Source organism: Mesorhizobium sp. M8A.F.Ca.ET.207.01.1.1, assembly GCF_004794715.1.
In the GTDB taxonomy this organism is placed as follows: domain Bacteria; phylum Pseudomonadota; class Alphaproteobacteria; order Rhizobiales; family Rhizobiaceae; genus Mesorhizobium.
Genome location: NZ_SRUS01000004.1, coordinates 202,194 through 227,260, shown reverse-complemented (window position 1 = coordinate 227,260; position 25,067 = coordinate 202,194). Strand labels below are relative to the sequence as shown.

Sequence of the window (25,067 nt, the reverse complement as noted above, 5' to 3'; positions counted from 1 at the left end):
TCACACGAACGACACCTTGTCGAGCAGCAGATGCGAGATGGCGGTGAAGCGCACGCCCTCGACCTTGGAGGAAACGATGCGGCTGTATTGCGAGAAATAGCTGATGATCAGCGGCGTCTCGTCGAGCAGCAGGGTCTGGATCTTGCCGGCGGCGAGCCGCTGCGCCTGCAGGTCGCGCGCCTTGCCGTAGTCGATGAGCAGGGCATCATAGTCCGCATTGTTGAAATGCGCCGCGTTCCAGGCGCCCGAACTCTTCAGCGTCGCGTTGAGGAAGATGTCGGGCGTGCCGCGATGGCCGAAATCGGTGATGCCGAGATTGGAGTCCAGCCACGGCGAGGAGCCGAATGTCGCCGAGCCGTAATAGGCATCCTGCGGCAGCACGTTGAGCTTGATGTCGATGCCGGCCTTTTTCGCGAAATTCTGGATGATCACCGCATAATCGGGAATGTCGTAGGCGCGCTCGGTGGTCAGCGTCACCTCGAACCCATTGGGCACGCCGGCCTCGCCAAGCAGGCGCTTGGCCTCGGCGATGTCCTGCTTGCGCTGCGGCACCGACGGATCGCCCGAGGGGAAGATCGGCGCGAAGGGCGTGTCGTTGCCGACGATGGCGCGGCCCTTGAGCAGGCCCTTGACCACGGCCTCGCGGTCGATGGTCAGCGCCAGCGCGCGGCGGATGCGCTTGTCGGTGAACGGCGCCTGGTCGGTTCTGAGATGCGCCGGATCATGCGAGCTTGCCTGCACGCTGAGCAGCTTGAAGTTGGGGTTGCCCTCGATCGCCAGTTCCAGCCGCGTGGTGCTGGGGATGACGTCGAGCTGGCCGGCCTGCAGCGCCAGAACCTGCGCCTGCTCGTCGTCGAAGAACTTGATCTCGACGCGGTCGGGCAGCGCCTTGTCGCCCCAATAGTCGGGGTTGCGCACGAAGCTGGCGCCTTGCTTGGGGCGGAAGGACTCCAGCCTGAACGGACCGGTGCCGTTGAAAGTCTTCTCGAAATCGCCGGCATAGTCGGCCGGCACGATGACGGCGTTGTAGACGTCGGAGGAGACATAGAACGGGAAGTTGCTGTTGGACTGGTCGAGATCGAAGGCGACCGTCTCGTCGTCGACGACCTTGGCGCCGCCCTTGGAGAGGATGCCCTTATAGGCCGACAAGGCCGAGGAGCCGCTGGCCGGGTCGACAAGCCGTTCGAAGCTTGCAACCACATCCTTGGCGGTCACGGCGCGGCCGTCGTGGAATTTCACGCCTGGCCTCAGCTTGAAGGTCCAGCGCCTGGCGGTCTCGTCGGCTTCCCAGGACAGGGCAAGCTTCGGCTGCAGCCCGTCCTTGGGATCGTCGAGGATGAGATACTCGCCGACCTGGCTGATCACGCCGATGCTGGCCGGATCGGTGATGGTGACGGGATCGATCGCCTTGGTCGGCTGGCCGAGGCCGACGCGCACCGTGCCGCCGGCAGTCGCCGCGCGCGCCGCACCTAGCGTGAACAGCCCCTGCGAGGCGGCAAAGCCGGTGAGGCCGAGAAGCGCCGCGTATTTCAGCAGGTCGCGGCGCTTGAGGAAGCCCTGTGCGTATTCGTCCACCGCGACATTCCAGATGTCGCCAGTGTGGCCGCGCGTGGCCTGGCTGCGCAAAAGATCGATGTCTGAACGTTTCGTCATTGTTTTTCTCTCTTGAATGGGAAGTTGGGAAAAAAGCCGCCGTCAGGCGGGCTGGCCGTCGAGATGGATGCGGTCGACCGCCTGCGGATAGAAGGCGATCAGGCCCTTGATTTTCGCGACCTCGTCGATCGGCTCGCGATAGCTCCAGGCGATGTCGGGGCGAACCGAACCATCGCCGAGCAGGCCCGACCAGTAGGAGGCGATGCCCTTGTAGGGACATCGCGTCGTCGAACTGGACGCCGTCAGCCGCTCCAGCCGGATATCCTCCGGAGGAAGGTAGAAACGCGTCGGCAAATGGGTCTCGAACAGCAGCACCGGACGATGGCTGTCGGCGATGACCTCGCCGTCGAACCAGACCTCGACATGGCTGGAACTCTGCAGCACGTCGATGCGGGCATAGGGATCGCGGGCGTGGACGAAGACTTCTTCCTCTTCCTCGAACCACTGGTCGACCGATTTCCAGGTGAAGGCAATGCGGCCGGCGAGCGGCGCCAGGTTTTCATCCGGCGGCGCCGTGAACGACCAGGCCGCGTTGGCGGCGCGCTTGTCGCCGCTGTCGATGTCCCAATAGGCGGTCTCGCCGCCGACCGCATGCGGCTCGCGATGCAGCGACGGTTTCAGCACCGAAGGATCGACCGCGGACGGCGGGAAGAAATAGATCGGCAGGAAATGGTTGGAGCGCAGCACCAGCACGTTGCGGCTGTCGGCGATGGTGCGGCCGCCGAATTTCACACGCACACGCTTGGGGCTGTGCAGCACATTGACGAGACGCGGAGCAGTGGCTTCGCGGGACTGGAGGTTCGGCGCGGCGGTCATGGCTTTTCCTCTCAGGACACGGCGCGCTGATCGGCGCGCTGATCGGCGAAACGGTTGGCGGGGCGCGCAAGGCCGAAGCGGTCGCGCAGCGTGCCGGGCGCGTATTCGGTCGGCACCAGGCCGCGCCGCTGCAGTTCCGGCACCACCTGCTCGGCGAAATTCACCCAGTCCTCGGGCAGCAGCGGGAACATCAGGTTGAAGCCGTCGCAGGCGCCGGCGACGTACCAGTCTTCCAGCTGGTCGGCGATCTGCTTCGGCGTGCCGGCCACCGTCGGCACCGAGCCGCTGTTGGCGAGCTTGCGGGCGATGTCGCGCAGGCTGAGGTTCTGCTTCGACCATTGCTTGACGCGGTTGAGCGAGGTGCGCCCGCCATTGAAGGTGCTCTCGTCCGGCAGCGGCGGCAGCGGGCCGTCGGGCGGATAGGCTGAAAGGTCGATGCCGCTCCAGCTCGACAACAGGTCGATGCCGACCTGGTCGGGCAGCAGCGTCTGCAGGTAGTCCTGCTTGTCGCGGCCCTCTGCCTCGGAGGCGGCAACGATCGGCAGGATGCCGGGCAGTATCTTGAAGCTTTCCGGCCGCCTGCCGTGGCGCGCCAGCCGCTCGTTGATGTCCTGCCGGTATTTGATGCCGTCTTCCCGTGTGGAGAAGATGGCGAAATGCACGTCGGCCTGGGCGGTGGCGAAATCCTTGCCGTCCTCCGACGAGCCGGCTTGGACGATCAGCGGATGGCCCTGCGGCGGCCGCGACACGTTGAGCGGCCCGTGCACCTTGAAATGCTTGCCCTTGTGGTCGATCGGATGGACCTTGTCGGGATCGGCGAAATAGCCCGTCTCCTTGTCGATGAGGAGCGCCTCGTCCTCCCAGCTGTCCCACAACGCCTTGACGATATCGAGGAATTCGCCGGCGCGTTCATAGCGGAAGGCGTGCTCGATATTGCCGTCGCGGCCGAAATTGCGCGCCTCCTCGTCCATCGCCGAGGTGACGACGTTCCACGACGCCCTGCCCTTGGAGATATGGTCGAGCGAGGCGAACAGCCGCGCCACATTGTAGGGCTCGCTGTAGGAACTCGACGCCGTGGTGATCAGGCCGATATGCTTGGTGACGCCGGCCAGCGCCGAGAGCAGCGTCAGCGGTTCCAGCCGCGCATTGGCGTAGTGCGCGACGCCGCTCTTCACAGAATCCCAGATCGACACGTGGTCGGCGACGAAGATGGTGTCGATCGTGGCCCGTTCCGCCGCCTGCACCAGCTCGCGGTAATAGTCGAAATCGAGCACCTCGCGCCCCGGCGCGCGGGGGTGGCGCCAGGCCATGCGGTGGTCGCCCTGCGGGTTGAAGAAGAACGCGCTGAGGATCATGTGCGACATGCCGGTAGCCTTCCCTGTCCATGCGGAAATCGTCAGGCGCGGCGGCGTGTGGCCGTGCCCTGAAAACCTTCCAGTCGGTAAAAGTTAGATTGCGCCCGGGCTTAATTCGAGTAATTTTATAGAGATTGTTCTATGTGAAAGCGGAAGCGATTGCCCCCGATCGCCGCGCGGACAGAAAGTGGTTTCGGGCATGTCCTCTTCATCGTCGTCTTCGGTTCTGAGCGTCGAGCACCTCTCGGTTTCCTACCGGAGCGCCAGGCGCATCCATCGCGCGGTGGACGACATTTCGCTGGAGATCGGCCAGGGCGAAGCGCTCGGGCTGGTCGGCGAATCCGGCTCGGGCAAGAGCTCGGTGGCGCTGGCCGTGCTGCGCTATCTGCCCAAACACGCCCGCGTCGAGGCCGCGCAACTCGCCTTCGAGAACCGCGAAATCCGCGACCTCTCGGCCGTCGAGCTGCGCCGGCTGCGCGGCGACCGCATCGCCGCCGTCTACCAGCATCCGGGTTCGGCGCTGAACCCGAGCATGACCATTGGCGGCCAGATCACCGAGACGATCCTGCGCCACCGCCCGATGCATCATGACGATGCGCAGGCGCGCGCGGCGCAGCTGCTCGGCCGCGTCCGCGTCGCCAATCCGGAGCGCGTGCTGCGGCTTTATCCGCACGAGCTGTCGGGCGGCATGCAGCAGCGCGCCAACATCGCCATCGCGATTGCGCTCGACCCGGCGCTGCTGGTGATGGACGAGCCGACGACGGCGCTCGACGCCAGCGTCCAGTCCGAGATCATCGCCATCCTCGACGATCTGCGCCGCGAGCACCGCACCTCGATCCTTTTGATCAGCCACGACATCAACCTCATCAGGCGTTCCTGCGACCGCGTCTCGGTGATGCAGTCCGGCGCGATCGTCGAAACCGGGGCCGCCGAAGAAGTGTTCGACAACCCGCGCCACGCCTATACCCGCGCCCTGGTCGCGGCGATCCCGACGCTGACCCGCACCAAGCGCGACGGCAGGCTGGCCGAGGATGCCAGCCCCATCGACCTCGCCTCGCCCGCGTCAGGCGGGGACCAGCCGGACGATGCCGCGCCCGCCCGGCAGCGCGAGATCGCCGTCTCCTGCCGCGGCATAAGGCAGTCCTTCGGCGGCCAGCCCGTACTGCACGGCATCGACCTCGACATCGCCGCCGGCGAGACCTTCGGGCTGATCGGCGAATCCGGTTCCGGCAAGTCGACGCTGGCCCGCATCGTCACCGGCCTGCAGCCGCCGACGGCGGGCAGCGTCGAGCTGTTCGGCCGCACCGTGGCGCCGCTGGTCGAGCGGCGCCAGCCAGCCGAGCGGCGCGACGTGCAGATGGTGTTCCAGTCGCCAGACCGCACGCTCAATCCGCGCCAGCGCATCGGCCGCATCCTCGGCCGGCCGCTGCGGCGGCTGGCCGGCCTGCCGCGCCGCGCCGTACCGCAACGCGTCGGCGACCTCCTGGCCTCCGTGCGCCTTGCCCGCACGACAGCGGAGCAGAAACCCGGCACGCTGTCCGGCGGCCAGCGCCAGCGCACGGCCATCGCCCGCGCCTTCGCCGGCCTGCCGAGGCTGGTGGTGCTCGACGAGCCGACCTCGGCGCTCGACGTCTCGGTGCAGGCGACCGTGCTCAATTTGCTCAACGATCTGCAGAAGAAAGAGGACACCGCCTATCTCTTCATCAGCCATGATCTCCGAGTCGTGCGCTACATGGCCGACCGCATCGGCGTGCTCTATCGCGGCCGCCTGGTCGAGACCGGTTCCTCCGACCAGATTTTCGCCGGCCCCAACCACCCCTACACGCAGATGCTGCTGGCGGCGTCTTCCAATGAGGGGCGGACCATGGCGGAAGCCGCCATCGAAGCCGGCCCCGATGCTGCCCTCGATGCCAGCTTTGCCGGCTGTGCCTTCGCCGGCCGCTGCCCGCTGGCGGAAGACGCCTGCCGCAAGGCCGAACCTGTCGCCCGGGAAGTTGAAGCAGGCCATGTCATCGCCTGCTGGAAACGCGCCGGCTGAGCAGGGCTACAGACAAGCCGCCCGCGCTTCGGCTACAGTTCCCTCGGGGCGTCACCAGGGGAGCATCGAGATGAGCAAAGCCAGTTCAACGCCGGCCGGGCAACCCCGGCCGCCCAGCCCGAGACAACTCGCCGAGATCGCCAGCTACCACGCCCATATCTATTACGGCGACGCCGCCCAGCGCCAATACGCCGAATGGCTGCGCCAGCGCATCGCCGAACGCTTCCGCGTGCGCCTGGGCAGCTGGCGCGACGAGCCCGTCGGGCCGCATGAGCAGGCCATGTACCAGGTCTCCTTCGCCACCGAAATCTTCGCCACGCTGGTGCCCTGGCTGATGCTGAACCATGGCGGCCTCAGCATCCTCATCCACCCCAACACCACCAACCCCAAGCGCGACCACCTGGTCGACCCGATCTGGATCGGAAAGGCATTGGGCGTGCATGGCGAGGTGCTGGGGGAAGAGGATGAGGCGGAAGAGGCGCTGGAGGTGAATACGGAGCCGACGCTGGAAGCGTGAGGAGGCGTCCAGACCCGCGATGAGGGGGTCTCGCGGCGGTTTGAGGATCCCATGAGGAATGACAGCATGAACAACCAACCCTTGGCCGCCGAAACCTTGCCCTATCTGTCATCGGCGCTGCTCGACCGCCTGTCGATCTCGACAGTCGACATGGTCGACGAGATCGAACGCCAGATATCAGGCCAGAGGCGCGGCGAAGTCTGGTGCGCGCCGAAGGCGGTCGTGCTGCCGGGCGACGACCGCTACATCATGGCGACGCTCGGCGTTGCGTCCACGCCGCCCGTGCTGGCCACGAAGTCGCTGGTCGTCAATCCGCGCAATGCCGCACGCGGACTGCCCACGCTGAATTCCCTGATCACGCTGCTCGATGCCGAAACCGGCCTGCCGCTTGCCCTGGTCGACGGCAACTGGGTGACCGAGAAACGCACGGCCGCCTTGAGCGCAGTCGCCGCCAGGCAAATGGCCAGAAGCGACGCGTCATCCCTGGCCTTCATCGGCTGCGGCGTGCAGGCGCGTGGACATTTAGAGGCCTTCGCCGACCTCTTCCCCTTGCGCGAAATCCGCGCCTTCGGCCGCGGCACCGCCAACCGCGACGCGCTCTGCCAAATGGCGCGCTCGCGCGGCCTGCAAGCAATCCCCTGCCACACGGCACAGGCTGCGATCGAAGGCGCCGACATGGTGGTGACGACGGTGACCCTCGTGCCCAAACCCGAACCGTTCCTCGACGCCAACTGGCTGAAGCCGGGAAGCTTCACCGTGATGACCGACCAGGCCCTGCCCTGGCTGCCCGAAACGATGCGCCGCTTTGATCGCATTGTCGTGGATGATCTGGAGCAGGAGAGAAACATGCCCAAGCCCATGGTTGATCCCACGATGGTCGCAGGCGACCTGACGGGTTTGGTCTGCGGGGATTTTGCCGGGCGGGAGGGGCTGGGCGAGACCACGGCGTTTGTCTTTCGGGGGTTGGCTGTTGGGGATCTGGCGGTGGCCGGGCTGGTGTATGGGCGGGCGCAGGTGGCTGGGGCGGTTGGAAGCTAAAGCAATTTCCGGCCTGGCGACCAGCCGCCCGCGCCGCCTGGCAAACGAGAGACGCCTGGGGAGAAGGGTCATTGCCGAGCGGTGATACGGACGCAGAGCGCTTGATCCTACGATCGCTAGACCGTGTTGTCACTTAAGGGTTCTCGTCTCGCCAACCCTCCCCGCCCCAAGGCGGCCGCTTTTGAAAATGAAACAACCCATTTCAGCAGTTCGCTCGCTGCAGAAGCCCTCTTCGGTCCAGCCATCGAGTACACGCCCCAAAGCGGAATTCAGCCTGAGCGGTGGCGATGCGGAATGGGACGGACTTAGCTTGGAGACATGGACTGGCAGCTGCGTCAGTTCCACCTGGATTGTTGACCATCAGGGGCTCGATGAAGTCGCAATCCTCTTGTTTGCAGTGCTAAAATCGGCCAACCTGCACCGAGGGGGATCGAATGGGGAACGACAAAAGTCAGTTTACAGCTGCTGCTGCAGCGCTTGGGTATCTTTACCAAGCTCGTCTTGCACTACTCTTGTGTATCCCGCACGTAAATACCGGGATTGATGTCGAGGTATCGATTGAACAAATTGACGATGTGTCCTTCGCGAAGAGCGGGACAGCTTACGAACTACTGCAGACAAAACATCATATCGATCGCCTAGCAAATCTTAGCGATGCAGGTACTGATCTATGGAAGACACTTCGAGTGTGGGCGGTGGCTGCGAAGGACGATCCGTCTCTCCCCTCGCGCGCTAAGTTAATTCTCATAACCACGGGCACAGCCCCGACGAACTCTGCCGCCAGTTTGCTTCGGCCTGCTCAAGCATATCCAGCAGGTGCAAAGCGCAATCCCAAGGCAGCCAACGAACTCCTCACCCGGGTGGCGCAAACGTCGAAAAATGACGCACTGGCACCCGCGTTTTCGGCGTTTCTCGCGCTGGCTGAACCGATGAGATCGGCCCTTCTAAGCGCCATAGAAATTCTCGACCATCAGCCACTCATCACCGACCTGGATAGAGAGTTGGAACACGCGCTTCGGTTGGTAGCACCTCCCGGCAAGGCGAGAATCGCGCGCGAGATGTTGGAGGGTTGGTGGTGGCCACGAGTTTGCGCGGCTCTTATGGCCCGTCCACCTGAGGCGATCGCGATCGGCGTCGTCGAAGCCAAATTGGATGATATACGCGACGCCCTAAGGCGAGATGCGTTAGTCGCTGATCTTGAGCACGCGGAGCCAAACGAGACAGAGATTGCAGAGTATGAGGGATTTTGGTTCGTTAGACAGTTGAAGATGATAGGCCTCGGCGGAAACCGGTTGCGCTTTGCCAAACGGGATTACTATCGCGCATTCGTTCAGCGCTCCAAGTGGACACGCGAGCACGTCGTGCTCGACGAAGAATTGGAGAAATTCGAACAGCGATTGGTTGAGGAATGGGAGCCCCGCTTCGAAGCTATGTGCGATATCCATGAAGGTTTGGAAGTTGACGAGGCAAAGCTGATGCAAGACGCGCAGCAACTTTACCAATGGGTTGAGACCGAAGCCCGGTTTCCGTTCCGGTCATTAACGGCAAAATTTTTGAATGTTGGATCGTATCATATCTTGGCCAACGATCTGCGTTTGGGATGGCACAAAAATTACGTCACCCTCTGCACGGAGGAAGGGTGATGTCAGATAGTCGCCGTTTTGAACTGAGTTGGCGTGAGCGGCCCCAAGAAGAAGCTTCGCTTTTCAACCCCGCATTCTGTGGCGAATTGCTAGTCCGAGCACTCGTTCACTATCGAAAACAGACAAGCAGCGTAAGACCGCTGGCGCAACTGAGTGGCGCGATGCCGCTACCCTATGCCTTCCTTATTCCGCCGTTGATCCTGCATCCCGGATCGCGTCGCGCTCTTCCAGGAAAGGCCAACACGGCGTTCGCCTCTTGGGCTGGCGAAAACGCGGACATGCTTAGTGTCTTGCCTGATCGAGTCCTGCGGTTGCGACCCGTTACGCGGGAGGCTCTGCTTTTTTTGTCGCAAATTCATGCGATTACCATCGATCGTGAAGGGATGAATCTCGGACAACAACCGTTGCGACTTGGTTCAAAGCTCACAGCAACGACCAAAGAAGTTGAGGAAATACGACGTGCAGCGGCATTGCTTGGCCGCTGGTTTGCAAGTCAGGGAGAATCAGCTTCAGTGCTGCAGACAATGGGAGTACGAGTGTGAGTCTTCAGATCAGGGCTATCGCCATCTACTCGCATAATGGAGAGAGAAGAGACACATGCTTCCAACTTGGTATGTTGAATATCGTGACTGGCGCATCGAAAACCGGAAAATCAGCGTTGCTGGACATAGTCGACTACTGCTGGGGTCGAACCGAATGCACAATAGCTGAGGGCGAGATTCGTCGTGGGGTCTCCTGGTTTGCCGTCTTATTTGATCGTGACGGTGAAGGCATTTTGGTGGCCCGCCGCAACCCTGGACCGGCGGGTAAGACGAGCGATGACATCTACTTTGAACGTAACGTCGATGATTTTCCGGCAGGGCCGGCGGGGTTCGTAAAGAATTCAACCGCAGACGGACTGAGAAGCCGGCTTTCCGCTATCCTCGGTGTAGCAGAAAATCTTTATGTTCCTGAAGCCGGCGCCACTCGTCGACCTCTTGAAGCGTCTGCTGGCCAAGCGATCTTCTTTTGCCTTCAAAACCAAGACGAGATCGCTAACAGGCGCCTGCTGTTTCATCGTCAAGGAGAGGAGCGAATCCCCCAAGCCATCAAGGACACTTTACCGTACTTCGTCGGCGCCATGGGTGAGGACCACTTCCTGAAACAGAAGCGATACGATGATGCTAGGCGAAGGCTTCGGAGCTTGGAGCGCGATCTAGCAGACGCTCGTGCGCTCACGGACGAGGCATCCGGAACGGCTCGAAACCTTATCCTGGAGGCTAAGCGCGTCGGGCTTCTGCCGTTTGCAGCGACACCTGAAACGTTAGAGACCGCCAGGGACCTACTCGCCCAAGCGGCGGCACCCCGCGCGTTAGAATACGCAAGGACAGATGATCTTGCGGCTGACCTGAACGATTTGGAGGACAGGCGACGGCGGTTACGCTTTGAACTTCAGGAACTTCGGGACGAGATAAGGGACCTACAACGTCTGACTCATGAGGCGTCCGCCTATGAGGCTGAGGCCCAGGAACAGCAGGCGCGCCTAGCTTCGATCGGCTTGGTGACTCACGAAAAGGACGGGCACGAAACCTGCCCGTTGTGCGACAGTCAGCTACCAATCCCGGTGCCATCGGTTGGCGAAATCCTTCAATCCTTGACTAGACTTGACCGTCAACTGAGTACACTTCGTCGCGACAATCCACGGGTACAAGGACAGATTGCAGAACTTGAAACCCAGCGCACAGGCCTTGAGGCAGAACTCATTGGCGTGCAACGGGACATCACTGCACGGATCGCAGACAATGAGCGGCTTAGGATCGAGCAAGATCAGTTCACCGAACAGGCTCGCGTCGCCGGTCGGATCGGGTACTACCTTGAGAATGCGAGAACGCTTTCCGACGACGAAGGACTGCGGCTGCAAATAGCGCGGGTTCGGGCGGAAGTGACAGAATTAGAGGCCGCCCTCGATTATGAGTCGATGGAAGAGCGTTTGACAACGGCGCTTGGACTCGTGGGACGCGATCTCACACAATATGCGCGTCGCTTGCAATTGGAGCACGGAGAAAACAATCTCCGTTTAGATCGTAAGAACCTTACAGTTGTCGCAGATACCATTGACGGCCCTCTGTCGCTACCGCAAATTGGCAGCGGCGAAAATTGGGTCGGATATCACGTGGCGGCTCACCTCGCGCTTCACAAGTTATTCCGAGCACGTAGCCGCCCTGTACCCTCGTTCTTAATGCTCGATCAGCCATCGCAGGCTCATTACCCACCTGACCGAGACGTCGGAGAGATTACCGGTGCTGAAGATGAGGACCAGGTTGCAGTAGCTCGGCTCTATCAGTTGCTGTCGGAGTATTGTATCAGCTTGGCTCCGCAAATGCAGGTAATCGTAACCGATCACGTCGATTTGTTGCAAGATTGGTTCAGAGCAGCGACTGTAGAGCGCTGGCGGGACGGTATAAAGTTGGTACCAATGTCCTGGCTTCGATAACCAAGCCACTTCTGGACATCGGCTGATAAAACAGGCGCCTTGCTGAATCAGATTCCTGCCTAATTTTTGTGGACAGTCACGTTGCAACCCGTTTTAGCAATTTTTCCCGGTGATACGTCGCGTTAAGCGCCGAGAATCGTAGCCAAAACAAATAAAATAGCCGAGTCGGCTCGAATGTATGCAGAAGATGATTTTCAGTTGCTAAACGCTCGAACTGCGCAGGTTCGGGTACAACTGCCGTGGCGCCGTCAGCAAGAATGGATGAATCCACACGTCACCTTCAGTGAGCCACCGCAAAACCCGCAGGCATCCTCATCCGAGCACATCACTGCCCTGATCGGAAAAAACGGGACTGGCAAATCACATTTGCTCAGTGCGATCGTGCAAACCTTCGTCATTCTGGAGCAGCTCCAGTTGCAGAAACGGCGCACCATCAAGGACTTTCCACTCGAATTTCTCTCGTACCGGATCGATGGACGACTTTGCACGATCGAGTATCATGGCAGACAAGAACTGGAGTGCCGGATTGACGGATTCCATGTACCGATTTTCGATCTTCCATTGCCAAGGCGCGTCGTCGCCCTGACCATCAGCCCATTCGACAAATTCCCCGTTCCGCGCTCCATCCGCAACTCGGTCAAGCCGGTCGAACCATCCTTGTACGAGTATCTCGGCCTGCGCGATCAATTCGGCAAGGCGTCAATGGAATCGCTTCTTTTTAGGTCCTTGAACAATCTCTTCGAGGAAGGAGAAAATGAGGCGCTGCGTCGGATCAATATAGGGTCCGTTTTTGAGTTTCTCGGTCTCGAGCCGATCTTGACAGTCATCTATAGAGTCCGCATTCATTCGTCAGTAATAAACACGCTCCGGCGCGGCCAGAGGGTGGACTGGAAAGGCTTCTTGAATTTTTCGGAGAGTCGTAATGTTGGGGAAATGCTTCGCACTGGGTTCAGCGAAGGGGAGCTGAACGAGCTGTTGGAGTTGGCGTTGCATCGCGCTGACAAAGGCATCATACGAACGACAGCAGACTTCCGATTTGGAGGGGAGCTCGACGAGACCTTCAGGATATTGCAGCCGCTTCGTCGCGCCGGCTTCATTCGACTATCGGGAGTCGAGGTTAAGCAAATTAACGGACCGCCGTCGAACTTAAGACACGCCAGTTCCGGCCAACTCAGCATGATTTCGGCGCTTCTAGCGCTAGCATCAGTCATCAACAATGCTAGCCTTGTTCTCATTGATGAACCTGAGCTTAGCCTGCACCCTGAGTGGCAAGTGGACTATGTTAATCTACTTGTGAAGACTTTTGCCCGGTTCAAGGGGTGTCATTTCGTTATTGCGACGCATTCACCGATGGTGATCTCTGAGCTGCCTAAGCACGCCAACGTCATCGCCCTCGATCAGCCCGCCTTGCCGTCAACCGAAACGATCACCGGCCAATCCACGGACTATCTCTTGGCGGAGGTTTTCGGTAGCCCAATGCCCGGAAATCTCTATATTCGGGAGCAGGTCGTCTCTGCGCTAGGACTGATCTCGAAAGGAAAGGCGAGATCGCCCGAGTTTAGCGAGGTCATGGCCGATCTCACTAAGATCACAAGAAGGTTGAGGCCTGACGATCCGATCGCATCTATCATTGGAGACATATCCGATGTGGCGCGTGCAGCTGGGACGACGGCACACGAATGACGCCAGTGAAATATTCTGCGACGAGCCAACTTATTGTAGATAAATTCGAGGCTAGCGCTCCCGACAAACAGGTTGGCAGCTACTGGAGCGAGGACGAGGTTTCACCAGTCCGAAAGGAAATCAAGGACCACTATATCCAGGAGCAGAACCAGCGCTGCTGCTATTGCTTAGTTGAAATTCCGACAGGGAATAATGCCGTTTGGGACGGTGAGCATATCATATCGAGGGATGGCGCGCCGCGATTCATGTTCGAACCGGTCAATCTTTGCATATCGTGCAAGGACTGTAATGGATCGAAGAGAGAGCTCGAGGTACGCAAAAATCCCGCCCGCAAGTCATTCCCGAGCAAGTCCGAACACTACAAGATCGTGCATCCTCACCTAGACCCCTACGCGGAACATATCCGGTGGTTTGGCAAGGTTGTCAGTCCCCTCTCAAAGAAGGGAGTCGAGACGGTGGCGATGTGCGATCTCACTCGGTTCGGACGGGCGTCAGCAGGCGCTTCAAAGGTGCCTACACATCCGGCGATGGACAAGCAGATCGGTGTGCTGATGGATCCGCAAGCCGATTTGATTGAAATGCGGATGGCACTCGCCAGCCTCACCGAATATTTCAAGTTGGTGCCTCAACATTGAAGTAAGCTCCGACGATGGCGCCCCCTCACCCCCCAGCCAACCTCGGCAGCAAAAAAATCTCCGCCCCCGGCGGCAGCTTCTTCCCCCAAGTATCCCGATAAATCACCCCATCGATCGCCACGGCAATGCCGCGATCGATCCACGGCTCGAGCCCGGGATACTGTTCAGCCAGTTTCCTGAACAGTTCCCTGATGTCCTTGGCTTCGACTTCGACCTTGCTTTGGCCTCCGGCAAGCTGGCCGAGGGCCCCCCAAAGGGTGACTTCGACCATTCGCTCGACCTCGCCCTACCCTTCCCGTTCCGCCTCGATCGCCGCGAGAATGCGCGGTGGCGACATCGGGATGTGGGTCATGCGCACGCCGGCCGCGTTCGAGACCGCGTTGGCGATCGCCGCCAGCGGCGGCACGATCGAGGTTTCGCCGACGCCGCGCACGCCGTAGGGGTGGTTGGGGTTGGGGATTTCCAGGATCTGCGTGTCGATCATCGGCAGGTCGGAGCACACCGGGATGCGGTAGTCGAGGAAGCCGGCGTTCTGCAGACGGCCGTCCTTGCCGTAAATATACTCCTCGTTGAGCGCCCAGCCGATGCCTTGCGCCGCACCCCCCTGGTACTGGCCCTCGACATAGGTCGGGTGCACCGCCTTGCCGGCGTCCTGCACCACCGTGTAGCGGATCACCCTGGTCGCGCCCGTCTCGGGGTCGACCTCGACGTCGCATATATGGGTGGCGAAGGAGACGCCGGCGCCGTCGGCGACGAGCTCGCTGTGGCCGGCGATCGGCCCGCCTGTGGTGCCCGACTTGGCCGCGATCTCCTTCAGCGACAGTTTGCCGAGATTGCCGTGCTTCTCGCCCTTGGCGACCGCGTGGCCCTGTTCCCAGACGACGTCGTCGACCGAGATATCCCACATCTGCGCGGCGCGCTCGCGCAGGATCTTGATCGCGTTGCGGGCGGCCGAGATCGTCGCCATCGAGGACGAGAAGGTGCCGCGGCTGCCGTCGGTCATGTCGTTATAGCCGAGGCTCGACGTATCGGCGACGATAGCCTTGAGCTGGGAATAGTCGATGCCGAGCTCCTCCGCCGCCACCAGCGACAGCGAGGCGCGGGAACCACCGACATCGACCGTACCCACGGCGAGTGACACCGAGCCGTCCATGCCGATGTTCAGGTCAACGCAGGTCTGGCCGCCGAAATTGAACCAGAAGCCGCAGGCCATGCCGCGCCCCTGGTTCTTCTTCAGCGGCGCTTTCATGTGCGCATGAGCCTTCACCGCTTCCAGCGTCGGGCCGATGCCGATCGGGCCGTAGACCGGGCCGTAGGACGAGCGCGTGCCTTCCTGGGCGGCGTTCTTGATGCGGAACTCGACCGGATCCATGCCGAGCTCCTTGGCGAGCTCGTCGACAGCACTTTCCACCGCGAAGGCCGCCATCGGCGCCGAGGGCGCGCGGTAGGCGGCGGTCTTGGGCCGGTTGACCAGCACTTCGAAGCCGACGGTCTTGACGTTATCGAGACGATAGCAGGCGAACGCCGTCATGGCGCCGATCTCGGCCCATGAACCGGCATAGGGGCCGGCGGAATAGCGCAGCGTGGCTTCGGCGGCAGTGATGGTGCCGTCCTTGCGGGCGCCGATCTTGACGTCGATCGAAGTGGCGCTGGTCGGACCCGAGGCGCGGAACACCTCGTCACGCGTCATCACCAGCTTTACCGGGCGGCCGGCCTTGCGCGACAGGGCGAGCGCCACCGGCTCGGCCCAGACATGGGTCTTGCCGCCGAAGCCGCCGCCGATCTCGGAGGAGGTGACGCGCAGCTTCGAGGCTTCCATGCCGAGCAGTTGCGCGCAGTGCTGGCGGTAGACGAAATGGCCCTGCGTGCAGACCCAGAGGTCCGCCGTGCCGTCGGTGCTGACATTGGCCACGCAGGCATGCGGCTCGATATAGCCCTGGTGCGTCTGTTCGGTCTTGAACGAGCGCTCGACGATGAAATCGGCGTGGCCGAAACCCTGATGCACGTCGCCATGGCCGAACTGGCTGCGCTTGGTGACGTTAGATGGCTTGACCGGCTTTTCCTCCAGCCCCTCGGTGAAGACCGCGTCGTTGATCAGCGGGGCGTGGTGCTGCATCGCCTCGTCGACATCGGTGACATGCGGCAGCACCTCGTAGTCGACCACGATCAGCTTCAGCGCCTGCCTGGCGGTGTGGGCATCGATCGCCGCGACAGCCGCCACCGCATGGCCGTCATAGAGCGCCTTGGTGCGCGCCATGCAATTGTCGAGGATGTCGTACATGGCGGCATCGCCATCGGTGAGGTCAGGCAGGTCGGCGGCGGTGATCACCGCCTTGACGCCCGCAAGCGCTTCCGCCTTCGAGGTGTCGATCTTCCGGATCTTGGCATGCGCGTGCGGGCTGCGCAGCACGCGGCCGACCAGTTGGCCTGCCATGTTGAAGTCGGCGCCGTAGCGGGCGCGGCCGGTCACCTTGTCGACGCCGTCGGGACGGATCGGGCGCGTGCCGACGGAAGCGAATTTACGCCCCGAAAAACGCGGATCGAAATTCATCTCAGGCTCCCTTCATCACGATTGCCGCGTCCTGGACGGCGCGCACGATCTTGTCATAGCCGGTGCAGCGGCAGAGATTGCCGGCCAGGCCGAAGCGGATTTCTTCCTCGGTCGGGTCGGGGTTCTTGGCCAGGAGGTCCTTGGCCGCGATCAGGAAGCCGGGCGTGCAGATGCCGCATTGCAGGGCCGCATGCTCCAGAAACTTCTGCTGCAGCGGGTGCAGCTTGTCGCCATGCGCCATGCCCTCGACGGTCTCGATGCGCCGGCCTTCCGCTTCCGCGCCGAGCACCAGGCACGAACAGACCAGCCGGTCGTCGAGGATGACGCTGCAGGCACCGCAGTCGCCGGTGCCGCAGCCTTCCTTGGCGCCGGTCAGGCCGAGCCGGTCGCGCAGCACGTCGAGCAGCGTCTCGTCGGGCTGGCAGAGATATTCAATCGTGTCGCCGTTGATCGTGGTTGAAACCGCTACGCCAGCCATCATTTGCCTCCTGCACGTGCATAGGCGGTCTGTGCGGCCCGCCCGGCCAGCACGCCCGCAACCTTGCGTCTGAATTCTATTGTGCCGCGCTTGTCGTCGATGGGGCGGCAGGCCCCGGCGCAGACCTTGGCCAGACGCTCCAGCGCCGCTTCGTCGAGCTTGCGGCCGATCAGGGCCTCGGCCCCTTCTTCGACCAGCAGCACGGTCGGCGCCGCGGCGCCGATCGCCACACGGGCCGCCGTCACGACGCCGGCCTCGTCCAGCGTCAGGTTGACGCCGGCGCTGACCACGGCGATGTCCATCTCGGTGCGCGGAATGAACCTGAGATAGGCGTCGGCCGACCGCGGCGCTTGGCTGCCGAGCAGGATCGCCTCGATGATCTCGCCCTTGGCGAGCGATGTCCGGCCCGGCGCGGTCGGCACGGTCTCGACGGCAATGGTGCGCTTGCCCGACGGGCCGACGACCACCGCCCTGGCGCCCGCCGCCACCAGCGCCGGCACGCTGTCGGCCGCCGGCGAGGCGTTGCACAGATTGCCAACGATCGTGCAGCGTCCCTGCACCTGCTTGGAGCCAATCAGCTTCGCCGCCTCGACGACGCCTGGCCACGCCTTCTTCAGCGCGGCGTTCTCGCCCAGCACGGCGCAAGGCACGGCGGCACCGATGCTGAAGCCCTCGGCGGTTTCCCTGATGTCGCGCAAGCCGGCGATCGACTTGATGTCGATGATCAGTTCGGGTTCGACAAAGCCGCCCTTCATCCTCACCAGGAGGTCACTGCCTCCGGCAAGGATGGCGGCCGGGCCGGCCGATCCGGCCAGTTGGCCAACGGCGTCTTCGATTGAAAGCGGACGTATGTAGCGCATCGTCTCCCCTTGGTATGGCGATTTCAGCGACCGTTATAAACAATCGTCTCATAATGACCATCCGGTTCGTAGGCCAAGGCGATTGGGCCAGCCGCCGCAGGCGCTGGTGCAACGGGTCTTGACCGCGCCTTGTCGGGCGCCGATCCTCCCGGCCAAAGGGAGGAACGCTTCCGGTTAAGACTATACGCTGGACCCGTTCAAGGCGCTCTGCCCCAACCGCGCGAAATAGCGGGCGCGAAGGTTTCTGGCCCGCCAAAGCCCGGAAGTTGGACCGTGGCCGGCACGGCCGTTTATCGTTAGCACGGGAATGCAGCGGAGGCCGAAAAGCATGACCCTGACCAATCGCGACATTGTCGAACTGACCGAATGGCGGCGCAAGCTGCACCGGCAGCCGGAAATCTCGAACGAGGAGGAGAAGACGGCTGAAGCGGTCGTCGCCTTCCTCGGCGACACCGGGCCGGACAAGGTGCTGACCGGGCTCGGCGGGCACGGCGTCGCGGCCATCTACGACAGCGGCAAAAACGGACCGACCGTCCTGTTTCGTTCCGAACTCGACGCGCTGCCGATCGAGGAACTGTCGGGCGTGCCGCATGCATCGCAAGTGCCGGGCAAATCGCATATGTGTGGCCATGACGGACACACCGCGATCCTGGCAGCCCTTGGCCGCCAGTTCGGCCGCGAGCGGCCGGCCAGCGGCCGTGTCGTGCTGATGTTCCAGCCGGCGGAGGAAACCGGCAATGGCGCGGCCGGCGTCGTCGCCGATCCGCGCTTCGGCGAGATCGCACCGGATTTCGCCTTCTCGCTGCACAATCTGCCCGGCGTGCCGTTCGGCGAGGTCAGGCTCAAGCCCGGCGTGGTCAACTGCGCCTCGCGCGGCATGCGCATCGTGCTGGAAGGCAAGACCGCGCACTCCTCCATGCCCGAGACCGGAACCTCGCCCATGCCGGCGATCTCGGAACTGATGCCGGCTCTGCCGGCGCTCGGCCGCGCGACCTTTGCCGATGACGACTTCTCCATGGTCACCGTCACCCACGCTGAGATGGGCGAAGCCGTGTTCGGCATCGCGCCCGCCCATGCCGAGGTCTGGGCGACGCTGCGCACCCGCCGCGACGAGCGCATGGCGGACCTCTGCGCCGCCGCCGAAACGCTGGTCAAGGAAATCGCCCGCCGGCACCGCCTCTCCGCCAGTTGGGACTATCACGAGATCTTCGTCGCCAGCGTCAACGCGCCCGACGCGGTCGAGCATCTGCGGCGCGCCCTCGACGAAGAGAGCGTCGCGCATGGCGAGGAAGCCCTGCCGATGCGCGCCTCGGAAGATTTCGGCCTGTTCGGCCACAGCGCCTCCTCGGCGATGTTCTTTCTCGGCGCCGGCGAACGCCACCCCGCCCTGCACAATCCCGACTATGACTTTCCCGACGACCTGATCCCGATCGGCTCGAGGATCTTCATGCGCACGGCGCGCAACCTTCTCGGCTGATTTCAGCGGAACCCGGCCAGCACCGTGGCCAGCACCGCCACGCCCTGCCGCAAGGCATCCACGTGGAGCCCGGCATAGCCGAGGATGAACCCCGCCGTGGCCGGCTGTGGCCCGGCCGGGTCGTAGAGCGGCGTCACCGGATGGAGGCCGATCCCGGCGGCCTGTGCGGCCGTGACGATCGAAGCGACGCGATCGGCGCCGACGCCGTTCACCCAGATGACCAGATGCAGCCCGGTGCCAGCGCCCTCGACGGTGACCGATTGGCCGAGCTTGTCCGCCAGCGCCCGCAGCAGCAGCGCCCTTCGCTCGGCGTTCTTCCTGCGGATGGCGCGCACATGGCGCTCATAGGCGCCGCTGGCCAGCATGTCGGCCAGCGCGTCCTGCTCCAGCAGCGGCGAGTGCCGGTCCGTCAGGCGCTTGGCCGCGCTGAAAGCCTGGCGCAGGCCGGCGGGAACGACGAGATAGCCGAGCCGCAGCGTCGGCGACAGGGTTTTGGACAGCGTGCCGGCATAGATGACCATATCCGCGTCCAGCGTCCGCAGCGGCGGGATGGGGGCGACGTCGTAGCGGTATTCGCCGTCGTAATCGTCCTCGATGACATAGGCGGCTTCCCGCGCCGCCCAGGCCAGCAGCGCGCGCCGGCGCGTCGCCGACAGGACGCCGCCGAGCGGAAACTGGTGCGAGGGCGTCACATAGGCGAGCCGCGCCGGCGGCAGCGCGTCCGTCCTCAGCCCGTCGCCGTCGACGGCAATGGGCGTGGCGACACCGCCCGCCGCCGCGAAGGCCTGGCGGGCAAGCAGATAGCCGGGGTTTTCGATGACGAAGCGGTCGCCCGTATCGAGCAGCAGCCGGGCGCAGAGATCGAGCCCTTGCTGGGAGCCGTTGACGATCACGATCCGGTCCGGCGTGCAGGAGATGCCGCGCGCCCGCCAGAGATAGCCTTGCAGCGCGGCGCGCAGCTCGGCCGATCCCTGCGGATCGCCATAGGCCAGCCGCGCGCCGCGCCGCACGCTGGCCCTGTTCATCGCGCGCCGCCAGGCCAGAACCGGAAAGTCGGCGCCCGACAGATCGCCATAGCGGAAATCCGCGACCCGCGCCGGCTGCGCCAGGGCTGGCACCGGCAGGCCAAGCAGGCGTTGCGCGAAGGCCGAGAGGTGACGGGGCGCGGCCGCCATGGCGGGTTTTGGCGCCACCGTGGCCCCCAGCCCCTGCGCCACTTCAGCGCGCGCCCCTGCCCGCGAGATCAGATACCCCTCGGCGATGAGCTGGCTGTAGGCCGCCGTCACCGTCGTGCGCGACGCACCCCATTCGGCGGCGAAGACCCGGGTCGACGGCAGACGGTCGCCGGGCTGATAGGCGCCGCCGTGGATCTGCTGCTTGATACCAGCGATGATGCGGCGCGCGGCTCCGTCCAACTGGACCACCTCAACTCTTCGAAACTGGATATTCCAACAGGCCAGATTGTCTGGCATCTGTGGCTGCAACGCAAGGAGTTCGACCATGTATACGCCGCCCGCTTTCCGCGATGACGACAAGGACAGCCTGATGGCGACGATACGCGCCGCACGGCTGGCAAATCTGGTCACCGCCACGGCGGACGGACCACTGGCCACCCCCCTGCCGCTTTTTCTCGACGAGACGGAGGGTGAGCACGGCGTGATCCATGGCCATCTGGCCAGGGCCAACCCGCAGTGGCGCGTTCCCGCGATTGGCGACGGGCTTGCCATGTTCATGGGGCCGGACGCCTATGTGACGCCGTCCTGGTACGCGACCAAGCAGGAAACCGGCAAGGTCGTTCCGACCTGGAACTACGCGGCCGTTCATGCCTACGGGCCGGTCGAGTTCTTCGACGATGCGGACAGGCTGCTGGAGGTCGTCACCCGGTTGACCAACCTGCATGAGGGTGCACGCGATGCGCCGCGCTGGGCGGTGTCGGACGCGCCGCCCGACTTCATCCAGTCGCAGCTTCGCGGCATAGTCGGCCTGCGCATGCCGGTCGTGAGGCTCGAAGGCAAGCGCAAGATGAGCCAGAACCGCAACGCCGCCGACCGCGCCGGCGTCGCCGCCGGGCTGGCCGCCAGCGAACGGCCGTCCGACCGCGAGGTCTCCACCCTCATCCCGTCGTGAAGGCACGACGCCTCGCCTCGATGCGGCGGCCCGCGCCCGCCGCCGTCAGGCGTCGATCCGGCCCGCGACCTGCTGTCGCCTGTCAGCGCCCGCCGCCACCACGGGAAGCTCCGGCTTCCCTTGCCAGCACCAGGTCCGCGTCGTCGAGGATGTAGCGGACGTAGCGGTAGTCGCGAATGAAGCTGATCCGGCCTTCGCGCCATTCCAGCCACATGAAATGATTCGGCTTCGCGGCGGTCCGGTCTTCGAACACCGCGATCACCTCGCGGCCCTCGACCCATGCCGGCCTGAGCCACAAGCCGTCGCTCTTGGCGTAGATCGTGAAGAACATGCCGACGTCGGCGGCGCCCGCGCGCGGCGGGTGCATCGACTGGTGGAGCCTCACATCGTCGGCAAGCAGCGCGCGCAAGCCGTCCCAGTCGCGCTGGTTGAACATGTTGACGTAGCGCACGATAGCGGCGGAGGCGATGCGCGCATCGGGACGCGGGTCGGCCTGCGCGTTGATCCGCCGAAGCCGGGCACGGCCGCGCGCCAGATGCCCCTTCACCGCATCCACCGTGGTGCCAAGCAGGGCGGCGATGTCGGCCAGCGGCTCGTCCAGCACATCCCTGAGGATGACGACGCTGCGTTGCGGCACGGGAAGCTCCGCGAAGCGCGACACGGCGGTTTGCACGGCTTGCCTGCGCATCAGCATCTCCACCGGATCGGCCGCGTCGGCAATTTCGAGCGCCGCCTCGATCGGCTCGGCCACGCGGATCGCGCGGCTGCGCAAAAGGTCGAGCGCCCGGTTGTGGGCGATCCGGAACAGCCAGGGCCTCAGCTGCGGCACCTCGCACAACGCGTCGAGCGCCACGAAGGCGCGGGCAAACGTATCCTGCACGACGTCCTCGCCGTCGATGACCGATCCCATCAGCCGCGAACAGTAGCGGTGCAGCTCCGGCCGCAACGCGGCGGCAAGGGCAAGCAGCCCCTCCCGTCGGTCGCGCTCCACGGCTGACTTTCCGTCGCTCAAGGACCAGTGCCCTCCATGATCGTCACGCCCGCGTCGCCGCTGAGGCCGAAGACGACGCCCTCGGCATAGGCCGGGTCCTCCAGCAGCGAGACGACCCTGTCGCCGAACGCCCGGGGCGGCATCGGTGCGCCGAAGCGGGCGACGAATTGTTCCGGCGTGATGCCGATCGAGCCGGCATAGGCGCCGGCGGCCGCATCGCCGATCCCGGTGCCGAGGATCATCTGCCGGGGCAGGATCGCCTGGAAGCGTATGCCGAGGCCTTTCTCTTGCGCCACGCCATTGGCGTATTTGGCCATGAACCACAACATCCGCTTGGACCCACCATAACCGCCCGACATCTGCGATCCGGTGACGGCGGCGCCGCTCGACCCGACCAGCACCCGGCTGCCCGGCTTGAGCGGCAGGTTCAGCGCCGCCTGCAGCCAGTAGAGCCCGGCCTTGACGTCGGTCTCCCAGGCGACGGAGAAATCCTCCCACTTCAACTGGTCCAGCCGCCCCATGCGCGGCCTCGCACCGGCGTTGAGCACCACTATGTCCGGGCGCACCTCGCCCAGAATGCGATAGGCCGCGTCCTCGTCCGTGACATCGGCCGCAATGGTGGCGACCCCAAGCCGCGCACCGACCGCTTCCAGCGCCTCGGCGCCCCGCGCGACAACGGTCACCTCGGCGCCCTGCCCGACCAGCGCTTCGACCAGGCCGAGGCCAAGCCCCCGACTGCCGCCGGTGACCACGATTTTCTTGTCCTTGAGGCTCATTGGACCCTGCTCCAGTGTTTCACTGTAGCTAAGACGTTTGAGGATCGGGAAAAGAGTCAGCGGTGGGCGAGATTTGGTGATGACGTCTGGATATGGGGCCGCCAATATGCTGTACGCCCTCGACGTGTTCGCTCATGGACGTCGGGGGTTGAATAGCCGCCGTAAAGCGGCTGAGCTCGACGGCGGCTTTTGGCCCGAAGTTGTCATGTGGATTGTCGTGGCACGCTGGCGCTTTTGCACCCTGTCGTGCCGTTGACCGAGCGGAGTTCAACACGGTGGTAAAACACGCCAATAGCACGGCGCCGCCCGGTGCTAGACAAGCGGCGCAAATGTCCTCAAGAGTTGGCTTAAAAGTGTGCGGCAACCTGTTCGACTGGGGCGTTATGACGAGGAGCATACCATGAACAGCGTCATCCGAACTTGTTTCATCTCGGCGCCAGCCGGCGTGAAGCTTGATGTTCTTCGCCAAGCGTTGGCATCTAGGGGAATTGAGGTTCTGGTTCCCGATGGGCTCGGCGAAGGCGCCGACATTTCCGCTGAGATCAACTCACTTCTGGCGCGAGCCGATCTAGTCATCGGCGTCCTGACGACCGAGCGCCGATCAGCGTGGGTTTTGTTCGAGCTCGGCATGGCTTGGGCCAACAAGCGCCGGATCATGCTTATTGCATCCTCGTCAAAGAGCGACTTTATCCCTTCGAACCTACAACGGCTCCTGGTAATCCGATCCAAGGTCAATAATGCTGAAGCTATTGGATTCGCATTGGATCAGTTGTTGGCAGCCCCAGCGACTGACACGCGGGAGCCATCAACCAAGCGCGCATTGCCGACCGGTCCAGTGTCCGATGCTTTCGTGGTTGCGCAGCAGGTGCGAGACGCTGTTCAAACCCGGAACGGATCTGCTTTGGAAAGGCTCGTCGCTGAGGCCCTTCAGAAGTCCGGCGTGCAGGTAATTGTCGAGCCCCCGCGCCCCGACCAAGGGGCGGACATGGCGATATGGTCGGACGTTCTCGAACCGGTCACGGGTAACCCGTTGCTGATCGAGATTAAGACGCGCCTCTCGTCACCATCTGAAGCGCGCACCGCGGCGACAAACCTTTCCAAGCAACTGGCAGCGTCAGGCACCCCGTGGGGACTGCTCCTCTACGGCGAAGGCATTGAGCCCTCAGCGAAAATCAGCAGCAACTTACCCCCGAATATCCTTGCAATTGATCTGGTGACTCTTTTTGAAAGAATGACGCACCAGGCCTTTGAGGAAGTCGTCAAAGACCTGCGTAATAAAAAGGTGCACGGGAGTTACCCCTGATGCCCCTCCTCGACGCTCCAACGATGCAAGGGCACCTCGCAATCGCCCTCGACCAAGATGCTACTACGTCGCAAAGGGGGAAAGCTCTGGAGGATCTGGTTGCCTATGTGTTTGGCCAGGTGCCGGGGATTGCAGTCACCCACCGTAACGAGATGAACGTCTTCGATACCGAGGAGATCGACGTGGCGATATTCAATGACGGTGCGCCCGATGGCTTCCACTATCTGCCCAGCGTCATCCTTATTGAATGTAAGAACTGGTCGAGCGCTGTGTCCAGCATTGAGGTGTCGTGGTTTATCAACAAGCTACGCAGCCGAGGGTTAGATTTCGGCGTTCTCGTTGCCACGAATGGCATCACCGGCAACGTCGCCGAATTGACCAATTCCCATAACCTCGTCGCCGCCGCGCTACTAGAGCGCCGAAAGCTTATCGTTCTGACCACTGCCGAAATCGCGGCACTGGTCGACACCGACCAATTGAGTACCTTGGTGAAGCGAAAGCTCTGCGAGCTCGCGATAAAGGGATCGATCGCCTAACCGAACGGTAACTTCGCTTCAGTCCTCGCTACCAAGGCTTAGGCGCGTTCCGCACTCCGGCGTTGATGCTTTTCCTCCGTGCCCAAGTTCAGGAAATCGTGTCGGCGAGCCTTACAG

Annotated in this window: 22 protein-coding genes; 12 read left to right on the top strand and 10 right to left on the bottom strand. The window is 63.1% G+C overall.

Annotated elements, in window-relative coordinates; all coding sequences use genetic code 11:
• From EN850_RS13340 to EN850_RS13330, 3 genes are read right to left on the bottom strand one after another with little or no spacing between them, the layout of a single operon-like run.
• On the bottom strand, positions 1 to 1,653 hold the full coding sequence (locus tag EN850_RS13340; protein ID WP_136091473.1) for an ABC transporter substrate-binding protein: 1,653 nt from the start codon (positions 1,651 to 1,653) through the stop codon (positions 1 to 3).
• Positions 1,654 to 1,695: 42 nt separating this feature from the next.
• On the bottom strand, positions 1,696 to 2,469 hold the full coding sequence (locus EN850_RS13335) for a DUF427 domain-containing protein (RefSeq protein WP_136091472.1): 774 nt from the start codon (positions 2,467 to 2,469) through the stop codon (positions 1,696 to 1,698).
• Positions 2,470 to 2,480: 11 nt separating this feature from the next.
• A complete protein-coding gene (locus EN850_RS13330) occupies positions 2,481 to 3,833 on the bottom strand; it encodes an LLM class flavin-dependent oxidoreductase (protein WP_136091471.1) in 1,353 nt (450 codons plus the stop codon).
• Positions 3,834 to 4,023: 190 nt separating this feature from the next.
• Between EN850_RS13330 and EN850_RS13325 the strand changes: the two genes are divergently transcribed.
• The 8 genes from EN850_RS13325 to EN850_RS13290 all read left to right on the top strand — a co-directional run bounded on the left by EN850_RS13325 (position 4,024) and on the right by EN850_RS13290 (position 13,851).
• Positions 4,024 to 5,862 (top strand): ABC transporter ATP-binding protein, encoded by a 1,839-nt coding sequence (locus EN850_RS13325; protein WP_136091470.1) that lies wholly within the window; start codon positions 4,024 to 4,026, stop codon positions 5,860 to 5,862.
• A gap of 70 nt (positions 5,863 to 5,932) precedes the next feature.
• Entirely contained in the window at positions 5,933 to 6,379 is a 447-nt protein-coding gene (locus EN850_RS13320) for a DOPA 4,5-dioxygenase family protein (RefSeq protein WP_136091469.1), read from the top strand.
• A gap of 66 nt (positions 6,380 to 6,445) precedes the next feature.
• Positions 6,446 to 7,417 carry an ornithine cyclodeaminase family protein gene (locus tag EN850_RS13315; protein ID WP_136091468.1) on the top strand — a complete coding sequence of 324 codons (972 nt, stop codon included), beginning with the start codon at positions 6,446 to 6,448 and terminating at the stop codon, positions 7,415 to 7,417.
• Between the two features lie 434 nt (positions 7,418 to 7,851).
• Complete coding sequence (locus EN850_RS13310; RefSeq protein WP_136091467.1) at positions 7,852 to 9,060, top strand: ABC-three component system protein; 1,209 nt, start codon at positions 7,852 to 7,854, stop codon at positions 9,058 to 9,060.
• Positions 9,060 to 9,602, top strand: coding sequence for a three component ABC system middle component (locus tag EN850_RS13305; protein ID WP_136091466.1), 543 nt, complete (start codon positions 9,060 to 9,062; stop codon positions 9,600 to 9,602). Before EN850_RS13310 ends, EN850_RS13305 begins: the two co-directional genes overlap by 1 nt.
• A complete protein-coding gene (locus EN850_RS13300; protein WP_136091465.1) occupies positions 9,599 to 11,533 on the top strand; it encodes a DUF3732 domain-containing protein in 1,935 nt (644 codons plus the stop codon). Before EN850_RS13305 ends, EN850_RS13300 begins: the two co-directional genes overlap by 4 nt.
• Positions 11,534 to 11,707: 174 nt before the next feature.
• Entirely contained in the window at positions 11,708 to 13,216 is a 1,509-nt protein-coding gene (locus EN850_RS13295) for an ATP-binding protein (RefSeq protein WP_136091464.1), read from the top strand.
• On the top strand, positions 13,213 to 13,851 hold the full coding sequence (locus EN850_RS13290; protein ID WP_136091463.1) for a hypothetical protein: 639 nt from the start codon (positions 13,213 to 13,215) through the stop codon (positions 13,849 to 13,851). The genes EN850_RS13295 and EN850_RS13290 overlap by 4 nt, the downstream gene beginning before the upstream one ends.
• A 25-nt stretch (positions 13,852 to 13,876) precedes the next feature.
• On the opposite strand, the gene EN850_RS13285 is transcribed toward EN850_RS13290, so the two are convergent.
• From EN850_RS13285 to EN850_RS13270, 4 genes are read right to left on the bottom strand one after another with little or no spacing between them, the layout of a single operon-like run.
• Complete coding sequence (locus tag EN850_RS13285) at positions 13,877 to 14,122, bottom strand: MoaD/ThiS family protein (RefSeq protein ID WP_136091462.1); 246 nt, start codon at positions 14,120 to 14,122, stop codon at positions 13,877 to 13,879.
• A 15-nt stretch (positions 14,123 to 14,137) separates the two neighbouring features.
• A complete protein-coding gene (locus tag EN850_RS13280; protein ID WP_136091461.1) occupies positions 14,138 to 16,402 on the bottom strand; it encodes a xanthine dehydrogenase family protein molybdopterin-binding subunit in 2,265 nt (754 codons plus the stop codon).
• Between the two features lies 1 nt (position 16,403).
• Positions 16,404 to 16,880, bottom strand: coding sequence for a (2Fe-2S)-binding protein (locus EN850_RS13275; protein ID WP_127277000.1), 477 nt, complete (start codon positions 16,878 to 16,880; stop codon positions 16,404 to 16,406).
• A complete protein-coding gene (locus EN850_RS13270) occupies positions 16,880 to 17,740 on the bottom strand; it encodes a xanthine dehydrogenase family protein subunit M (protein ID WP_136091460.1) in 861 nt (286 codons plus the stop codon). Before EN850_RS13270 ends, EN850_RS13275 begins: the two co-directional genes overlap by 1 nt.
• Before the next feature lie 328 nt (positions 17,741 to 18,068).
• On the opposite strand from EN850_RS13270, the gene EN850_RS13265 reads away from it, so the two are divergent.
• Positions 18,069 to 19,217 carry an amidohydrolase gene (locus tag EN850_RS13265; RefSeq protein ID WP_136091459.1) on the top strand — a complete coding sequence of 383 codons (1,149 nt, stop codon included), beginning with the start codon at positions 18,069 to 18,071 and terminating at the stop codon, positions 19,215 to 19,217.
• A gap of 2 nt (positions 19,218 to 19,219) precedes the next feature.
• On the opposite strand, the gene EN850_RS13260 is transcribed toward EN850_RS13265, so the two are convergent.
• Positions 19,220 to 20,641: a PLP-dependent aminotransferase family protein gene (locus EN850_RS13260; protein ID WP_246689196.1), complete on the bottom strand. Its 1,422-nt coding sequence runs from the start codon at positions 20,639 to 20,641 to the stop codon at positions 19,220 to 19,222.
• 76 nt (positions 20,642 to 20,717) lie between these two features.
• Here EN850_RS13260 and EN850_RS13255 point away from each other — a divergent pair, with 76 nt between their 5' ends.
• The gene (locus EN850_RS13255; RefSeq protein ID WP_136091458.1) at positions 20,718 to 21,344 is read left to right on the top strand and encodes an FMN-binding negative transcriptional regulator; all 627 of its coding nucleotides are present in this window, start codon (positions 20,718 to 20,720) and stop codon (positions 21,342 to 21,344) included.
• Positions 21,345 to 21,426: 82 nt separating this feature from the next.
• Here EN850_RS13255 and EN850_RS13250 read toward each other — a convergent pair whose 3' ends face one another.
• Both EN850_RS13250 and EN850_RS13245 read right to left on the bottom strand, forming a co-directional pair.
• Positions 21,427 to 22,356, bottom strand: a complete 930-nt coding sequence (locus tag EN850_RS13250) for a sigma-70 family RNA polymerase sigma factor (protein WP_136091457.1) — start codon at positions 22,354 to 22,356, stop codon at positions 21,427 to 21,429.
• Positions 22,353 to 23,111, bottom strand: a complete 759-nt coding sequence (locus EN850_RS13245) for an SDR family oxidoreductase (protein WP_136091456.1) — start codon at positions 23,109 to 23,111, stop codon at positions 22,353 to 22,355. The genes EN850_RS13250 and EN850_RS13245 overlap by 4 nt, the downstream gene beginning before the upstream one ends.
• A 400-nt stretch (positions 23,112 to 23,511) precedes the next feature.
• Between EN850_RS13245 and EN850_RS13240 the strand changes: the two genes are divergently transcribed.
• Together EN850_RS13240 and EN850_RS13235 are read left to right on the top strand one after the other, a co-directional pair.
• Entirely contained in the window at positions 23,512 to 24,414 is a 903-nt protein-coding gene (locus EN850_RS13240) for a restriction endonuclease (RefSeq protein WP_136091455.1), read from the top strand.
• Entirely contained in the window at positions 24,414 to 24,950 is a 537-nt protein-coding gene (locus EN850_RS13235) for a restriction endonuclease (protein ID WP_136091454.1), read from the top strand. Before EN850_RS13240 ends, EN850_RS13235 begins: the two co-directional genes overlap by 1 nt.
• Positions 24,951 to 25,067 lie beyond the last annotated feature (117 nt).

Excerpts from the sequence above, each read along its gene's own strand:
- EN850_RS13340 (WP_136091473.1), bottom strand. The coding sequence starts at position 1,653 with ATGACGAAACGTTCAGACATCGATCTTTTGCGCAGCCAGGCCACGCGC.
- EN850_RS13335 (WP_136091472.1), bottom strand. The coding sequence starts at position 2,469 with ATGACCGCCGCGCCGAACCTCCAGTCCCGCGAAGCCACTGCTCCGCGT.
- EN850_RS13330 (WP_136091471.1), bottom strand. The coding sequence starts at position 3,833 with ATGTCGCACATGATCCTCAGCGCGTTCTTCTTCAACCCGCAGGGCGAC.
- EN850_RS13325 (WP_136091470.1), top strand. The coding sequence starts at position 4,024 with ATGTCCTCTTCATCGTCGTCTTCGGTTCTGAGCGTCGAGCACCTCTCG.
- EN850_RS13320 (WP_136091469.1), top strand. The coding sequence starts at position 5,933 with ATGAGCAAAGCCAGTTCAACGCCGGCCGGGCAACCCCGGCCGCCCAGC.
- EN850_RS13315 (WP_136091468.1), top strand. The coding sequence starts at position 6,446 with ATGAACAACCAACCCTTGGCCGCCGAAACCTTGCCCTATCTGTCATCG.
- EN850_RS13310 (WP_136091467.1), top strand. The coding sequence starts at position 7,852 with ATGGGGAACGACAAAAGTCAGTTTACAGCTGCTGCTGCAGCGCTTGGG.
- EN850_RS13305 (WP_136091466.1), top strand. The coding sequence starts at position 9,060 with ATGTCAGATAGTCGCCGTTTTGAACTGAGTTGGCGTGAGCGGCCCCAA.
- EN850_RS13295 (WP_136091464.1), top strand. The coding sequence starts at position 11,708 with ATGTATGCAGAAGATGATTTTCAGTTGCTAAACGCTCGAACTGCGCAG.
- EN850_RS13290 (WP_136091463.1), top strand. The coding sequence starts at position 13,213 with ATGACGCCAGTGAAATATTCTGCGACGAGCCAACTTATTGTAGATAAA.
- EN850_RS13285 (WP_136091462.1), bottom strand. The coding sequence starts at position 14,122 with ATGGTCGAAGTCACCCTTTGGGGGGCCCTCGGCCAGCTTGCCGGAGGC.
- EN850_RS13280 (WP_136091461.1), bottom strand. The coding sequence starts at position 16,402 with ATGAATTTCGATCCGCGTTTTTCGGGGCGTAAATTCGCTTCCGTCGGC.
- EN850_RS13275 (WP_127277000.1), bottom strand. The coding sequence starts at position 16,880 with ATGGCTGGCGTAGCGGTTTCAACCACGATCAACGGCGACACGATTGAA.
- EN850_RS13270 (WP_136091460.1), bottom strand. The coding sequence starts at position 17,740 with ATGCGCTACATACGTCCGCTTTCAATCGAAGACGCCGTTGGCCAACTG.
- EN850_RS13265 (WP_136091459.1), top strand. The coding sequence starts at position 18,069 with ATGACCCTGACCAATCGCGACATTGTCGAACTGACCGAATGGCGGCGC.
- EN850_RS13255 (WP_136091458.1), top strand. The coding sequence starts at position 20,718 with ATGTATACGCCGCCCGCTTTCCGCGATGACGACAAGGACAGCCTGATG.
- EN850_RS13245 (WP_136091456.1), bottom strand. The coding sequence starts at position 23,111 with ATGAGCCTCAAGGACAAGAAAATCGTGGTCACCGGCGGCAGTCGGGGG.
- EN850_RS13240 (WP_136091455.1), top strand. The coding sequence starts at position 23,512 with ATGAACAGCGTCATCCGAACTTGTTTCATCTCGGCGCCAGCCGGCGTG.
- EN850_RS13235 (WP_136091454.1), top strand. The coding sequence starts at position 24,414 with ATGCCCCTCCTCGACGCTCCAACGATGCAAGGGCACCTCGCAATCGCC.